Here is a 15,156-nt window from a genome sequence, read left to right on the forward strand (position 1 = left end):
TGTGAAAGGGTTTATTTGATGGCAACCTCGCGGGAGAGCAGGAGGTAGAGTTCGAACGGCAGCGCGAGCTCGTCCTTCTCGGGGATGGCGGTGACCTTGAGGATGTTCTCGTCGCGCAGATCGACTTCCTTGCCGGTGGCATCGACCGCCTTGAACTTGAAGTGGGCCGAGTTGTCCCGAAGGTTCTTAAGCAAAGCGGAAACGATGTTCTGATCCTTGTCATTCTTCCGCCAGAGACCGCGGATCCGGATCGCATTCGCCGCCGGAGCGGCCGGGGCCGCAGCCGGACCGGCGGTCTTCTTGCCGCCTTTTGCCGCTGGAGCAACCTCCTCGATCCGGATGTCCGCCAAGGCGCTGAGCCCATAGGCGACGGCGGCGAAATCGGGTTTCACCACCTCGACACCGGCCGCGGTCTTGGCTGCCGCCGGATCCTTCGGCGGGAAAGGGCTGTAGCCACGAAGGGGCGCCAGTTCGGTGACCCACACGGCATCGCTGGCGAAGGCGTTGCGAAGCTCGCCGAGAGCATCGTGCCAGAAGGCGCGGTCGCTTTCAGCACTGGTGTAGCCATCGGCAACCTTGCGGAGTTCCGCCTCCTTCTTCAGCAAACCTTCGATCTCCTTCTGCACCGGAGCGAGCCCGACCTTGGTCTCGTGCATGTCCTTGGCCTTCTCCTCGGCCTTGCCAGCGGCCATGGCCTGGAACCCGGCGTAGGCACCCGCACCGGCAAGCACGATGGCGGCGGCAGTGATGAGGAAGGGCTTGCGACGCTCCGCCGCACGGGATTGCTCGACCGCGGAGGGCACGAGATCAATGTTGATCTTGGCCTTGCCAATACCACGGAGACCAAGGCCCACCAGTTCGCCCATGAGGTGGGCTTCACGCTGGAGGCGTTCCGTATCGACGTTTTTGGAAACGGCGACGGTGGCCATCGGATTGAAGATCTCGACCGGCAGGTGAAGCTTTTCTTCGAAGAACTCGCGGGTGTACGGAAGGCTGGCACCACCACCGGCGAGATAGACGCGGCGCGGGGCATTGCCACCGTGCTGGCTGCGGTAGTAGTTGGTGGTGCGGGCGATTTCCGCCGGCAGGCGCGTCAGCGCGTTCCGGATGGCCATGGCCAGCGCGGCGACGGATTCATCGAGCTGCTCGGTGTGGCCACCGCCGAGCGCGACAAGACCGTTGCTGATCTTCTGGTTCTCCGCCTCAACGAACGAGACGCCGTATTCCTTCGCGATGGCCGAGGTGATGGCGACGCCGCCGATCGCGATGCTGCGGGTGAAGAAGCGGCCGCCCTCGATGTAGAGGAGGTTGCTGGTCTTCGCACCGATGTCGATGAGCAGAACCGGCTCGCCCAGATCGCCGTAAGAGGCGCGGAACGAGTTGTAGAGGGCCATCGGGGCGACATCGACCTCGGCGGTGGAGAGACCGGTTTCGGTCACCACGCGGTTGATTTCATCGAGGGCCTCGCCCTTGATCGCGACGATGACGACTTCCTTTTCGCCCGCGCTTTCGAGAAGCTCGTAGTCCCACACGACCTCATTGATCGGGAAGGGAACGTGCTGCTGGGCCTCGAAGGTGACGAGCTGCTCGATGTTGTCCTCCTGGAGAGGGGGCAGCTTGACGAAACGGGTGAAGACGGATTGTCCGGAGATCGCGTAGCGGACCTTGCTCTTGCCGAGCTTCAAGCGCTGCACCAGCGAGGCGATGGCGGTGCGGGTCTGGGACATGCGGATGGCCTCGCTGCCGGGATCGGCGACGATGGTTTCCGCGTCGTAATTTTTCAGGATGAGACCGCCGTTTTTCGAAGGTTCGAAAACGGCAGCGCTGATCCGCTGGGAGCCGATGTTAAGGGCGACGGTGGTCTGGTTGTCAGCCATGGTGGAAAAACGATAGGTAACTGGAGCCGGATGACCCGGCCGGGTTTTTGAAGAGAGCAGTCAGGAAAGCGAAATCAGCGCTTTTCCTCGATTTCCGCGTAGCGGTCCCACCACAGCATCTTGAACGGCGTCTCGTTCTTGTTCAGGAGCGGGAACTTGCTGCTCTGGTCGGACAGGCTCGGGGCGTTCCACCAGCCGGGCTGCATCTTGGAGGTGGCTTCGCCAACCTTCACGCCGTTGACCAACACTTCGAGACCGACGACTTCCACGTCCTGCTTGCCGGCACGGTCATGGCCGGTGATGCGCTTCAACATCGTCGGGGAAAGATAGACGGAGGTGTAGATCGCCTCGTCGAGCGGGACATTGATGTGGGTGATGTCCTTGCTGAGCTTGAGCATGCCCTTGCCGTCCGGATTCTTCACCGCGACGTACCACTTGACGGTCACCTGGTCCACGAAACCGATCTTCTTCTGCTCTCCGGCACCGGCGAAGGTGAGTTCCGCCTCGGCTTCGAGCCAATCCTTCGGCTTGAAGGCCTTTTCCTTGCCCGAATTGACCTGCGGGGAAGGGATACCGTCGAAGGTGATCTTTCCAACGGTGGCCTTGACCTGGGCCGAAGCGGTGGAGATGACCGCGCCGACAAGGGCGAAGCCGACAAAGAGGGTTTTACCGAGCGATGTGCGCATGTGTTTCAGGTTTCTCCAAAACCTAGGGAATGCGTTTTCAGGTTGGCCAGATAAAACCTCACTAAACCGGCAAATAATCAGGCCTCGTATTTACACGAATCCTGCTGTTGGAGGCCTCGGCGGTTGACGCCGGAGCCCCCCCGGTGCATCGCTGACCCATGATTTCCAACAGTCTCCGCCTCACCCCCGGAACCCCTTTGACCGTCGGCAGCTTCGGCGACGGGGAGGCCTTGCGGGGAGCGGGTTCCGGCCCGGTGCTGGCAGCCTGCGAGGTGGCGGAGATCCGGCTGGACGTTCTGGCTGCGGAGGGATTGGAGCCGGATCGTCGGCTCTGGGCTCATTTGGAAGGAGTTCCGCTGCTCTTCACCGCCCGCCGCCGCGAGGAAGGCGGGGCCATGGATTCCACCCCGGCCCAGCGCCGGAGCTGGCTGGAGACGGCTCTGGAAGACGCCGCCGCCATCGACATCGAAGTGGCCAGCCTGTCGGACTATCCGGGTCTGTTGGAGATCCTGGCCGGGCGGAATATTCCGCTGGTCGCGTCCTTCCACGATTTCGAAGGCACCCCAACCACCCCGGACCTGTTGGACCGGCTGGAGACGGCCCGCGCCGCCGGAGCCGCGGTATTCAAGGCCGCTGCCCGGGTCCACACCCCGGCGGATGTGGCAGCCCTGGCGGATTTCCAGCGGACCGACCACGGCATGGCGAAGGCACTCATGGGGATGGGTCCGCTCGCCCCGGTGTCCCGCCTTCTTTGCGCGCAATACGGCTCCGTGCTGAATTACGGCTACCTCGGCAAGACCCCGACCGCTCCAGGGCAATGGAATGCGGCCCGGTTGAAAGATGCCATCGGATCGGTGGAGCCTGCCTAAGCTCCATCGGGCGCAACCACATTCACCTACCCCACCACCTCCACCGGTGCGTCCGGCAGGGCATTGAGGAACATCTTGCCGTAGCGTTTGGTTAGAATGCGGTTGTCGAGGATGCAGACCAAGCCGCTGTCCCGCGCGGTGCGGATGAGACGGCCGACACCTTGGCGGAGCTTCAGGATCGCTTCCGGCACGGAGTAGTCCATGAAGGGATTTCCGCCCGCGGCCTCGATGGCTTCCAGGCGCGAAGCCGTCAGAGGATGATCCGGCACGGCGAAGGGCAGGCGCGTGACCACCACATTCGACAAGGCCTCGCCCGGCACGTCCACACCGGTCCAGAAGCTGTCCGTGCCGAAGAGCACGCTGTGAACATCGCTGCGGAATTCCTCGATCATCTTGTGGCGTGGCAAGCCCTCGCCCTGCATCAGCAGACGCCAGCCCTTCTTGCGGAAAAACGTCTCCAGCTTCGCCGCCGCATCACGCATCGTGCGGTAGCTGGTGAAGAGCACGAAGGCCCGCCCCTCGCTGGCCTCCACCGCATCGCGGATGCCATCGGCGAGCGCCTGATCGTAGCGCGGCGTGCCAGGATCCGGGATCGACTTGTAGATCTTCACCCGCATCTGGCGCTGGAAATCGAACGGACTGCCGATGCTGAGCGCGCGGGCGTTTTCCGCACCCACCCGGCCACGGAACCATCCGAGTTGCGGGTCCCCCACCCCGAGCGTGGCACTGGTGAGGATGCAGCTTTTCCCCTTCTCAAACAAAAGCGGCCGCAGCTTGTCCGCGACATTCACCGGCGCGCCGTGGAGCGAGTATTGCGTCTCATCGCGACCACTGCGTTCGACCCAATAGACACTGTCCTCATTGCTCTGATCGAGGAACACGGACACCGCGCCATGGGCCTCGCGCAGACGACGCGAGGCATCCTGAAGCTCCGAACGCGTGGCCTCGTTCTCCACGTCCGCGGCGAGCGCATCGATCTCCTGCCAGAGATTGCGTAGCGGTTCAGCGAGCGAGTTCGGCACCAGCTCCGGCTGGCGGACGCGGAACTCCTTCGAGAAATCCCCGAACCGCGCCGAGTCACCGAGTTGATGGAAAAAACGGTCCGCTGCCTGCATCGCCTCATCCACCGCGGTGATCGCGGAGGCTTTCCGGAAGGAACGCAGCAATCCCTTGCGCGTGCGCGGGTGATGCAGCCGCTGGAGATCGAAGCGCAACCCGGATTGGGACAAGCGCAGTCCGAGCTGGACCGCCGCCACCTGCTCGATGGTGTGGGCCTCATCGAGCACCACGAAATCGTTCGGAAACAGAAAGCCCGGTGACTTGTCTTCGATCTCCTCGCCGCTGTTGAGCAGCGCGAAGAACAGGGTGTGGTTCACCACCACCAGCTTCGCATCCGCCGCGGCCTTGCGGGCTTCCTGAAAAAAGCAATCGCCACGAGGACCGCAGTAGCGGGCGGTGCAGAGATGCGCCTCGCTGCACACCTGCAGCCAGACTTTCATCGAGGGCTGGAAATCCAAGCCGCTGAGCGTGCCATCGCGGGTCGCCTCGGCCCATTGGCGGATGCGCTCCAGTTCATCGCTCTCGCTGGTGGTGAAAAGATCCGCCGCCTGCTCGCGGGCGCGCTTCAAACGCGACGGGCACAGGTAGTTCTGGCGCCCCTTCAGCAGCACGGCGGGCAATTCCTCGCCGAGAATTTTTCTAACAATCGGGATGTCCTTCCGGACCAGCTGCTCCTGGAGATTGATCGTATGGGTGGAAATGACCGCCTTGCGGCCGGTCTGGAGAGCGAACTTCGCCGCAGGCACGAGATAGGCCAGGGACTTCCCCACCCCGGTGCCCGCCTCCGCCACGAGGGGCATGCTGCCCACCAGCGATTCCGCCACCGCCACGGCGAGCTCCTGCTGCTGCGGCCGGAATTCGAAGTCGCGGGACTTCGCGAGAGCCCCCTTGTTGGAAAACGCGTCCCTCACCAGTTCGGCGAATCCGGGCATCGGCTGGCCTTCGGTGAGGGCGATCATGTGCGGCCCATCGCACCCGTGAACGGCCCCGCTGCCAAGCCACAAACGCGCCCGCCGGATCATCCGGACCTAACACCGGATGAATACCTTCCGCCTGCGCGCGTCCAAGGCGGGCTTGAAAGCCGACAACACGCTCGACACCCGGCCCACCCCGGTCACAAGCTCCGCCCACCGAGGACCGATGCTTTTTTCCCGTGAGATCCTAAGGCGCGTGCTCGTGCCCCTGCTCCTCGCCCTGTTGGGCGTCGGCCTGTTCAACTGGCTGGTCCCGGGCGAATCACGGGCGGTTTACGAACAACTGAACGGATTCCCGGACTCGGACGCGGGTGCCCATGCCGTGCGCCCCACCCTGCTCGGCGCGTTGTGCTTCCTGCCTGCGGTCTGCGGCATCCTCTACTCGATCGCCGGAACCATGGCCCGCTACATGACACGGCAGTTCCTCGGCATCTTCACCATCTGCTTCTGCGCGCTGCTGACGATCTGGCTGCTGCAGGATCTCCAGAACAACCTCCCGGACCTGCGCGGCGGCAAGCACCTGTTCCAGACGATTGTCACCTTCTACGCCACCCGTCTGCCCTTCATCGTCCGCGAGTTGCTGCCCTACGCACTGCTGCTTTCGCTGCTGTTCTGCCTCGGCAAGCTTTCGAAGAGCCGGGAGATCGTGGCCATGATCCAGACCGGCCGCAGTCTGCCGCGGATCGTGAGTCCGTTGATCGTGGCCGGCCTGACCGCCACCATCCTTTGCATGGCCCTCAACTACCACTGGGCTCCGATTGCGGAAGGCAGCGGCGAGGAACTGCTCCAGCAGGCGAAGGGCGCGACGATCTCCGAAGCCAGCAACGTCCTCTACCGGAACTCCACCAAGCACCGGCTGTGGATGGTCGGAACCTTCCCGAAAAACTACGAGAAGGGCGAGCCGCTCCTCAATGTCGAGGTCACCACGACCGACGATGCGAAAAACCTGCTGACACGCATCTCCGCGGATCGCGCGATCTGGAACCGCCGCGACCGTTCGTGGACCTTTGAAAACGCCTGGGAAGGCGACTTCAAGGAAGTGAAATCCATCTACGAAGGCGAGCCGGACCGGATCGAACCGGTCTTCAACGACAACGAAGGCCAGCCCCGGACCGTGGTGCGGCGCGGCTGGAGCGAGACGCCGTGGCAGCTCATCAAGCCCGGCCTTGCCCCGCCCTATCTGGGTATTCCCGATCTCAACAGTTGGCTGCGCGCCAACTCTGGCAACGAGGTGACGATGGACCCGTCTCCGTATCTGACCCAGTGGCACTACCGCTGGGCGCAGCCGGTCATCTGCCTCGTCACCGTGTTGCTCGCGGCTCCGCTGGGCATCCACTTCTCGCGGCGCGGCTCGACGGGTGGCGTGGCGGTGGCCGTGGCGCTGTCCGGCTCGCTGCTGTTTCTCACCACCATGAGCCTGAGCCTGGGTGAAGCGGCGAAAATCTCTCCGGCGGTGGCCGCCTGGACGCCAAACGTGGTGTTCGCCCTGCTGGGGATCTACCTGTTCCACCGCCGCATCGCGGGTCGTCCGATCTACCAGTCGATCCTGAAGCTTTTCCCTGGCTGCAACTGAACGGATCGCACCGCGCGCGGCTTTTCGATTCCCTACCCGCCTTTCCGGCGCTTTTCTTTCTCCATGGCTCTCGCCGAATCCTGGCATCTCCGTTCCCGCTCCCGCGAATGCGCCGCCACCGGGCAGCCGTTCACCGACGGCCAGCCGATCGTGACCGCGCTGTTCCCCGATCCCGAGTCCAGCGGCTATCTCCGCAAGGACTTCAACGTCGATGCGTGGAAAGAGCGTTCCGATGAGGAGGAGAAGCCGTTCTCGTTCTGGAAGGCCGTGTATCACGCGCCCGTCGCCGAGGAAAAACCGGCGATGCACAAGGAGAACCCGGAAGACCTGCTGCGCCGCCTCGTGGAGGAAGACGAGGATCACACGGAAAACGTCCGCTACATCCTCGCGGTGATGCTGGAGCGCCAGAAGCTGCTGCGCGAGACCGATACCCAGCGCCTGCCCACCGGCATCCTGCGGGTGTACGAGCACCGCAAGGCGGGGGATGTTTTCATCATCAAGGATCCGAACATCCCGCTCTCACAGGTGGACAAGGTGCAGGAGGAAATCATCCTGCTGTTGGAAAACGGCGGACGCCTGCCGGTGGCCGAGATTGAGCAAACCGCCACCGAGGAGACAACCATTGCTGAAGCTTCCGAACCACCTGTCGAACAAGCGGAAGAAAAACCGTTGGTTTCCGACTCCGAGGAAGAAACCTTGGCGACACAAGAAGAGGAATAACGGCGGGCATCCATCTGTCCGGACATTTTCAATTCCGTCTGCCATGACCCCTCGGATCCATCTCATCGAGAAACTCAATCACATGAAACCCCTGCAGCTCGGCTCATCGGAATATGAGAGCGGCTGGTGGGTGGTTTCGGAAGGGACGGCCCGAAAATTGGTCGGCGGGGGAATCTATTTCCACAAAGCCCAAGCCTCACCTTCGTACTTTGGCGGCATCATCGACGATTTTTGCATCGAAACGCAAGGAGAGCGAAGCGGACGGATTATCTTCAAATTCCGCGCAGACCCTGCAAATTTCAGAGGTTTTTCCGCCGGAGCCGACGGCTGGGGCAACGAGAAGAAAATTGTTCTCTGAGTCCAAGCGGACTGCCCATCAGACCGGCCTGAAGTATCCCTACCGCAACCGCCCGTCGAGGCCACCAGCCCACAGCTCCGCCACGATCGCTTCCTGTGCGGTCTCCATCTGATCACGCTCATCCGGATCGGCGTCCTCATGCCCTGCGAGATGCAGCAGGCCGTGGACGAGATAACGGAGCAGTTCGCGGCCGACCGGCTCATCGTATTCCGCCGCCTGGCGCAGCGCCACTTCCGTGCCGATCACGATCTCACCGTGATGGAAGGTGATCACATCCGTTGGTCCCTCGATGTCCATGAAATCGCGATGTACGCGATCGCTGGTGGCATCATCGACCAAGGCCACCTCGATGGTGGCGAGCAGCGACAATGGCGACTCGTCATGAGCGGCGCGCGCAAGCGCCAGACGCGCGGCATCCCCTGCCGCATCCTCCAGCGCGGTGAGCCAACCTTCCGGAACCGGGACTTCCTCCTGATGATTGCCGACAATGACTTCGAGACTCATGGAAAAGGGTTCGGTTGGCGGGTTGCGGGAAAGGCACGATCACGCCGCCTCGTCGGGCCGGAAGGACCGGCCGCCGCGCGTGGCATCGCGATCAAGCGGTGGCGCGACAAGGCGGTGGGTATCGACACGACGGCTGGCGGTGGTGCCGCCGGACGTGCCCTTGTCCGCCTTGTCCTCGGGATAGTCGATCCGGCTGTGTAGCATGGATCGGAGGGTGTTGGCGAAACTTTCCTTCACCTTGGCCAGTTCGCGGCAGGACATCATGCACTCGTCGAGCTGTCCGTCGGCGATGCGCGCCTGGACGATATCGTCGATCATCGCGCGGATCTTCGCCGGAGTCGGCTTGCGCAGCGTGCGCGAGGCGCTCTCGATCGAGTCCGCCAGCGAGATGATGCCGCTCTCCGCGGTGCGGGGTTTCGGCCCGGGATAGCGGAAGTTCTTTTCCTCCACATGCGGCAGATCCTCGCGGTTGCCGAGCCCCTTCTCGACCTTCTCCATTTCCGCGCGCTTCTGCTCCTGCGCCTTACGATAGAAGTAGTAGACCAGCGAGTCGCCGTGGTGCTCCTGGATCACATCGATGATCCGGGGGTTGAGCTTGTGCTTCACCGCGAGGTCCACGCCGTCCTTCACGTGGGCGATGATGACCAGCGCGCTCATGGTCGGTGTAAGCGAATCGTGCGGGTTCTCCGCGCCGTCGTGCTGGTTCTCGATGAAATACTCGGGCTTCTTCAGCTTGCCGACATCGTGGAAGTAGGAACACACGCGGCAGAGCTGGGCGTTCGCGCCGATGCTCTCGGCCGCGGCCTCCGCCAGCGAGGCCACCACCAGACTGTGATGGAAGGTGCCGGGGGCCTCAAGCTGCATGCGGCGCAGCAGCTTGTGATTCAGGTCGCTGAGTTCCAGCCAGGTGATGCCGGTGGTCAGCTTGAAGATGCTTTCAAACACCGGCAGCAAGCCGCCAACCAACAGGGCCGTCATGATGCCGGTGCCAAGCGCGGCGGCACAGCCGAGGCCGAAGACCTGGAGCTGGTCCATGACCAACTGCATTTCCATCGGAGCGAAGGGATCAATCTGGCGGAACAGGATCGCCAGCACCAGAGCGGCAATACCCACCGAGCAACCCGCGCGGAGCAGTTGCACGCGCTTGAACACCCGGCTGGTGAAAATGACGGCGGTCATGCCGCACACCAGGCTGGTCACGAGGAACAGCACCGTCTGGTTCGAAGGCACGAACAACGCACCTACCAAGCTCACATAGACGGCGGAGAAGGCTCCAACCGAGCGGCCGAGGAGCACCCCGTGGAGCATGGGGGCGAGGGCGAAGGGGATCAGCAAAAGCCGGTACATCTCCGGCATCGATTCACCGGCCAGCAGCACGATGGTCAACCGGACAATGGCCAGATGGCCCAGCATCCCGCCCAGCACCAGCACCACGCGGCTGTTGCGACGGCAGGACGCCTCCCGGCCGACGTGGAACATGGCGACCGCGGTAAGCGCCAACACGAACCCGCAGACCGTGCCCATGAGCGGATCCGCGGAGAAAATCGAATTCTGGGCCGAACGCAGCACCAGCACGGCGGTACCGACCGCGAAGGTCGCGTAGAGTGCAAAACGCACCCAAACGCTGAACTCCAGCGACTGCATCGTCACGCTCTCCGCATGCACGCGGCGCTTTTTCCCGGACGACAGTCCCTGTCGGGCCAGTCGCCATCGTTTGATCGCATCCAAAAATCCCACGGGCGTTCGATCGGTTCGGGACAAAGAAGGGCGCGAATCCCGCGCCCTTCTGCGAGGGAACAGCTACCCTATCCCCACCCCCTTGGCAATGCGCAAATCCCGACCCTCTGCCTCGAATCCTTAGCAACAAAGTCAGCTTTATCCCTTCTGAGGGCCACGGAATTTGTCGTAAGCAGCCACAATCCGGGCCACCACGGGGTGGCGGACGATGTCCGCCGCAGAGAAGCGGATGAACGCGATGGACTCGATATTCTGAAGCGCCCGCTCCGCCTCGAAGAGGCCGGAGGCCTGACCTGGCTTGAGGTCGACCTGGGAGCCATCGCCCGTCACCACCATCCGGGAACCCTCCCCGAGGCGGGTCAGGGTCATGAACATTTGCTCGCGGGTGGTGTTCTGCGCCTCATCGAGGATGACAAAGGCCCGGGCCAGCGTGCGGCCACGCATGAAAGCCAGCGGCGCGATCTCGATGGTGCCGTCCTCCAGATAGCGCTGCCCCTCTTCCGGTGGCAGCATGTCATGCATGGCATCGTAGAGCGGGCGCAGGTAAGGAGCGACCTTCTCCTTGAGATCGCCGGGCAGGAAACCGAGGGCCTCCCCCGCCTCCACCGCGGGCCGGGTCAGCACCACCCGGTTGATGAGACGCTTCTTGAGCATGGTCAGGGCCATGGCCATGGCGAGGTAGGTCTTGCCGGTGCCGGCCGGGCCGAGGCCGAAGGTGATGTCGTTTTTCTCGATCGCCTTGAGGTATTCGAGCTGCTGCGGGGTGCGCGGCACCACCGGTTTGCGGCCCCGCAGGCCCAGCAGCCGGACTTCCGCCAGATCCGCCACCTTCACATCCCCGCCGCCGGTGGCAACATCGACCGAAAGGTGAAAATCCCGCTGGGATATGGTCGAGCCGTTCCGCCGTGCCTCCTCGAGATCATGGAAGACCGACTTCGCCCGTTCGACGGCGTCTTTCGGGCCGGAAAGCATCACCCAGCCGTCCCGGGTGATCGCACGCACGCCCAGCTTTTCTTCCAGATACTCCAGATTGTGCGGGTCATCGGCGAACAACGAGTGCAGGAACCGGGGGGTATCGAACTCCAGGCGGATTTCGGCATGCTTCTCTTCGCTCATTCGGATGCATCTAACGGTAACCCCGGATGGCGGTCATTGCAAAAATTCCGGCCCTGATTTTGTCTTGAAATCCACCTCGTACGGAAAAAATCAAAACGCGTCCCGTAACTGGTGGCGCTGAACCGAACGCCGGTCTGGCAACCCCATTTTCCTGATCCCATGATTGAAGTTGAGAACCTCAGCAAACACTTCGGCAGCAAGACTGCCGTCGACAACCTGTCCTTCTCCGTGAAGAAGGGCGAAGTCCTGGGCTTTCTCGGGCCCAACGGCGCCGGAAAATCCACCACCATGCGGATGATCACGGGCTTCATCCCGCCCAGCGCGGGCGATGCGAAGCTCTGTGGCATCTCGATCGTGGACCAACCGGCGGAGGCCAAGAAGAAGGTCGGCTACCTGCCGGAATCGGCCCCGCTCTATAATGACATGACCGTGTCCGGCTTCCTGAAGTTCTGTGCGGACATCAGAGGCCTCTCCGGGACCCGGAAAAAGGACGCCGTGGAGAGCGCCATCGAGACCTGCTTCCTCGGCTCGGTCGCCCATCAGGGCATCGAAACGCTGTCGAAGGGTTACCGCCACCGCACCTGCCTGGCCCAAAGCCTCCTTCACGATCCGGAAATCCTGATCCTGGACGAACCCACCGACGGCCTCGACCCGAACCAGAAGTTCGAAATCCGCCAGTTGATCAAGCGCCTCGGCGCAACCAAGACGATCCTGTTCTCCACCCACATCCTCGAGGAAGTGGAGGCCGCCTGCTCCCGCGCCGTGATCGTGGACCGCGGCCGCATCGTCGCGGACGGCACCCCGGCCGAACTTGTGAAGCGCGGCGGCGGATCGCTCCACGATCTCTTCCGCAAGGTCACCAGCCGCGACACGGAGGCGGCGGCCTGAAAACGGTTAAAGGTTCAGGGTTCGAGGTGATTGGGCATGCGCCCCGACCTCTTCCCCCTAACCCATAACCTCCAACTTTTAACTTCTTCCTACCTACTCCATGAAACACATCTGGACCATCTTCAAGCGGGAGATCGTCAGCTACTTCACCCACCCCATCGCCTACGTGGTGATCGTGGTGTTCATCTTCCTCTCGATGCTGCTCGCATTCACGTTCGGGAACTTCCTGGCCGCGCGCGATGCCTCGCTCACCTACTCGTTCTTCCTCTACCTGCCACTGCTGCTGATGATCCTCGTCCCCGCCGTGGGCATGCGCCTGTGGACGGACGAGCAGCGCAACGGCACGATCGAGCTGCTCGGAACCTTCCCGATCTCCACCTGGAACATCATCGTCGGCAAGTTCCTCGCCGCTTCCCTCGTGTGGCTGGTGGCGCTGGCGCTGACCTTCCCGATCTGGATCACGGTCAACTACCTCGGCAATCCGGACAACCTCATGATCTTCTCCGGCTATCTCGGAGCCTTCATGCTGTGCCTCACGTTCCTGGCGATCACCCTGCTGGTGTCCGCCTTCACCCGTGACCAGGTCATCTGCCTCGTGGTGTCCTCCGGCATCTGCATCGTGCTGGTCCTCACCACCTTCGAATCGGTGGTGCAGATCTACGCGCAGAGCATGCCGCAGTGGCTCGTCTCCTCGCTGACCTCGGCCGGCGTCTGGGACCACTTCATGTCGCTCGCCCGCGGCCTGTTCCGCCTCCAGGACTTCGTCTGGTTCGGCTCCATCATCCTGACCTGCCTGCTCGGTACCAGCGCGGTCCTTTCCGCGAAGCGCGCCTGATCCCCACGGAAAGCAGAAACCGAAACACGCACCTTTCCCAACCATGTCCGCCAAAACCACCCATCCGGTGCTCAGGACCGTTCTCGGCATCATCGCCCTGATCCTGATCCTCGCGCTCGGCAACGTGCTCGTCTCCTCGCTGGGGATCGGCCATCGCGGCGCCGATTTCACCGAGAACAAGATCCACACCCTCTCCGACGGCACCAAGGCCATCCTCAAGGAGCTCGACGCACCCGTCGTGATCCGCTACTACGCCTCCCGTAATACCGGCTACCTGCCGGAGGAGCTGAAGCTCCACATGCGCCATGTGGACGACCTGCTGAAGGAATACACCACCCTCGCCGGCGGCAAGCTGCGCGTGGAGAACCTCGACCCGCAGCCCGACACCGACGCCGAGGACTCCGCGAACCTCGATGGCATGAGCGGCCAGCGCCTCAATGACGAGAACCTGTTCTTCGGCATGGCGATCTCCTGCCTCGACAAGACCGCCAAGCTGCCCTTCCTCGATCCGAACGACGAGACGATGCTGGAATACCAGCTCTCCCGCGCGATCTCCGAAGTCAGCACGGTCAAGAAGCCGGTCGTCGGCGTGATGTCCGCCCTCGATCTGGAAGGCTCTCCGGCGATGATGCCCGGCCAGCAGGCCAGCCAAGGCTGGATCATCTACCAGCAGCTCAAGCAGTCCTACGACGTGAAGAACCTCGGCATGGCCCCGACCGCCATCGATCCGAAGGAAATCAAGGCCCTGCTGCTCTTCCACCCCGCCAACATCACCCCGGCCGCCGAGTTCGCCGTCGACCAGTATCTGCTCCAGGGCGGCACCGTGATCGCCTGCGTCGATTCCTTCTCGGTCGCGGCCCAGATGACCAGCGGCGGCAATCCGATGATGGGCGGTGGCACTCCCACCACCTCCACCCTGCCGACCCTGTTCCCCGCGTGGGGCGTGACCTTCGAGTCCGGCCAGGTTGTCGCGGATGGCACCTATGCCACCATGATGAATGGCAACCGCAAGGCCGTGGCCGTCCTCACCCTGCCGCAGACCGCGATGCAGAAGGACAACGTGATCACCCGCAATCTCGACAGCGTCACCCTCTTCCTGCCCGGCGGCTTCGTCAAAAAAGGCGGCGGCGGAGTGAGCATCAACACGCTGCTCAAAACCTCCGACCAGGCCGCGCTGGTGGACTCCACCCGCGCCGCGCAGCTCGATCCGAAGCTGGACACCACCATGACCCGCAGCGGAACCGCCTACGACCTCGCCCTCACCCTCGATGGCAGGTTCAAGTCCGCCTTCCCGAACGGCAATCCGGCCGATGCCGCCAAGCCCGCCGATGACAAGAAGGACGGCGATAAGAAGGATGAGCCGAAGAAGGCCGATTCCCTCAAGGAAGCCACCGCCGAAGGCCACGTCTTCCTCATCGGTGACGTGGACGCCTTCTACGACCGCTTCGCCTATCAATCCCAGAACTTCGGCGGCATGCAGATGGTTTCCCCGATCAATGGCAACTCCCCGCTGCTGCTGAACCTCATCGACCAGGCCGCCGGTTCCTCGCACCTCATCGGCGCCCGCAGCCGCTCCGCCACCCGCCGTCCGTTCGATGTCATCCAGAAGATGGAGGACGACTTCAACAAGACCATCGGCACCAAGATCGAGGAATTCGAGAAGCAGAAGACGGAAGCCCAGCAGAAACTCTCCGCCCTGCAGACCCAGAAGAGCCGCGGCAGCGAGCTTTACCTCTCGCCCGAGCAGGAAGCGGAAATCAAGAAGCTGCGCCAGCAGCAGGTCGATGCCTCCGGCAAGGTCCGTGACCTGGAGAAGGACCTGAAGCGCCAGAAGGACAATCTCTTCGGCCGCATCTTCCGCTACAATGTCCTCGGCATGCCGCTGCTGGTCGCGCTGTTCGCGATCGGCCTCTTCATCACCCACCGCAGCCGCACCCGCGCCCGCTGAACCCACCCTCAC

At 63.0% G+C, this 15,156-nt stretch carries 13 protein-coding genes; 7 read left to right on the forward strand and 6 right to left on the reverse strand.

Going from position 1 to position 15,156, the window contains the following annotated elements; all coding sequences use genetic code 11:
* Positions 1-11: 11 nt before the first annotated feature.
* Both mul2B and KBB96_RS12185 read right to left on the reverse strand, forming a co-directional pair.
* The gene (gene mul2B / locus KBB96_RS12180) at positions 12-1,877 is read right to left on the reverse strand and encodes an Amuc_1101 family PilM-like pilus complex protein (protein ID WP_211629719.1); all 1,866 of its coding nucleotides are present in this window, start codon (positions 1,875-1,877) and stop codon (positions 12-14) included.
* A gap of 74 nt (positions 1,878-1,951) precedes the next feature.
* Positions 1,952-2,563, reverse strand: a complete 612-nt coding sequence (locus tag KBB96_RS12185; RefSeq protein WP_211629720.1) for an Amuc_1102 family pilus-like protein — start codon at positions 2,561-2,563, stop codon at positions 1,952-1,954.
* Between the two features lie 158 nt (positions 2,564-2,721).
* Between KBB96_RS12185 and KBB96_RS12190 the strand changes: the two genes are divergently transcribed.
* On the forward strand, positions 2,722-3,432 hold the full coding sequence (locus KBB96_RS12190) for a type I 3-dehydroquinate dehydratase (protein ID WP_211629721.1): 711 nt from the start codon (positions 2,722-2,724) through the stop codon (positions 3,430-3,432).
* A gap of 26 nt (positions 3,433-3,458) precedes the next feature.
* Here the strand turns inward: KBB96_RS12190 and KBB96_RS12195 are convergent, their stop codons facing one another.
* Positions 3,459-5,450: an ATP-dependent DNA helicase gene (locus KBB96_RS12195; RefSeq protein ID WP_211629722.1), complete on the reverse strand. Its 1,992-nt coding sequence runs from the start codon at positions 5,448-5,450 to the stop codon at positions 3,459-3,461.
* Positions 5,451-5,529: 79 nt separating this feature from the next.
* On the opposite strand from KBB96_RS12195, the gene KBB96_RS12200 reads away from it, so the two are divergent.
* The 3 genes from KBB96_RS12200 to KBB96_RS12210 all read left to right on the forward strand — a co-directional run bounded on the left by KBB96_RS12200 (position 5,530) and on the right by KBB96_RS12210 (position 8,116).
* Positions 5,530-7,038, forward strand: a complete 1,509-nt coding sequence (locus KBB96_RS12200; RefSeq protein ID WP_211629723.1) for an LptF/LptG family permease — start codon at positions 5,530-5,532, stop codon at positions 7,036-7,038.
* Positions 7,039-7,101: 63 nt separating this feature from the next.
* The gene (locus KBB96_RS12205) at positions 7,102-7,758 is read left to right on the forward strand and encodes a hypothetical protein (RefSeq protein WP_211629724.1); all 657 of its coding nucleotides are present in this window, start codon (positions 7,102-7,104) and stop codon (positions 7,756-7,758) included.
* 82 nt (positions 7,759-7,840) lie between these two features.
* Positions 7,841-8,116, forward strand: a complete 276-nt coding sequence (locus KBB96_RS12210) for a hypothetical protein (RefSeq protein WP_211629725.1) — start codon at positions 7,841-7,843, stop codon at positions 8,114-8,116.
* Positions 8,117-8,155: 39 nt separating this feature from the next.
* Here KBB96_RS12210 and ybeY read toward each other — a convergent pair whose 3' ends face one another.
* The 3 genes from ybeY to KBB96_RS12225 form a co-directional block, all read right to left on the reverse strand.
* On the reverse strand, positions 8,156-8,620 hold the full coding sequence (ybeY, locus tag KBB96_RS12215) for an rRNA maturation RNase YbeY (protein WP_211629726.1): 465 nt from the start codon (positions 8,618-8,620) through the stop codon (positions 8,156-8,158).
* Between the two features lie 39 nt (positions 8,621-8,659).
* Entirely contained in the window at positions 8,660-10,357 is a 1,698-nt protein-coding gene (locus KBB96_RS12220) for an HD family phosphohydrolase (RefSeq protein WP_211629727.1), read from the reverse strand.
* 138 nt (positions 10,358-10,495) lie between these two features.
* Complete coding sequence (locus tag KBB96_RS12225) at positions 10,496-11,473, reverse strand: PhoH family protein (protein ID WP_211629728.1); 978 nt, start codon at positions 11,471-11,473, stop codon at positions 10,496-10,498.
* 159 nt (positions 11,474-11,632) lie between these two features.
* Between KBB96_RS12225 and KBB96_RS12230 the strand changes: the two genes are divergently transcribed.
* The 3 genes from KBB96_RS12230 (at position 11,633) to KBB96_RS12240 (ending at position 15,144) form a co-directional block, all read left to right on the forward strand.
* Positions 11,633-12,361, forward strand: a complete 729-nt coding sequence (locus tag KBB96_RS12230) for an ABC transporter ATP-binding protein (RefSeq protein ID WP_211629729.1) — start codon at positions 11,633-11,635, stop codon at positions 12,359-12,361.
* A gap of 100 nt (positions 12,362-12,461) precedes the next feature.
* Positions 12,462-13,196 carry an ABC transporter permease gene (locus KBB96_RS12235; protein ID WP_211629730.1) on the forward strand — a complete coding sequence of 245 codons (735 nt, stop codon included), beginning with the start codon at positions 12,462-12,464 and terminating at the stop codon, positions 13,194-13,196.
* Between the two features lie 43 nt (positions 13,197-13,239).
* On the forward strand, positions 13,240-15,144 hold the full coding sequence (locus KBB96_RS12240; protein ID WP_211629731.1) for a Gldg family protein: 1,905 nt from the start codon (positions 13,240-13,242) through the stop codon (positions 15,142-15,144).
* Positions 15,145-15,156: the final 12 nt, after the last annotated feature.

Source organism: Luteolibacter ambystomatis (genome assembly GCF_018137965.1).
Taxonomy (GTDB): domain Bacteria; phylum Verrucomicrobiota; class Verrucomicrobiia; order Verrucomicrobiales; family Akkermansiaceae; genus Luteolibacter; species Luteolibacter ambystomatis.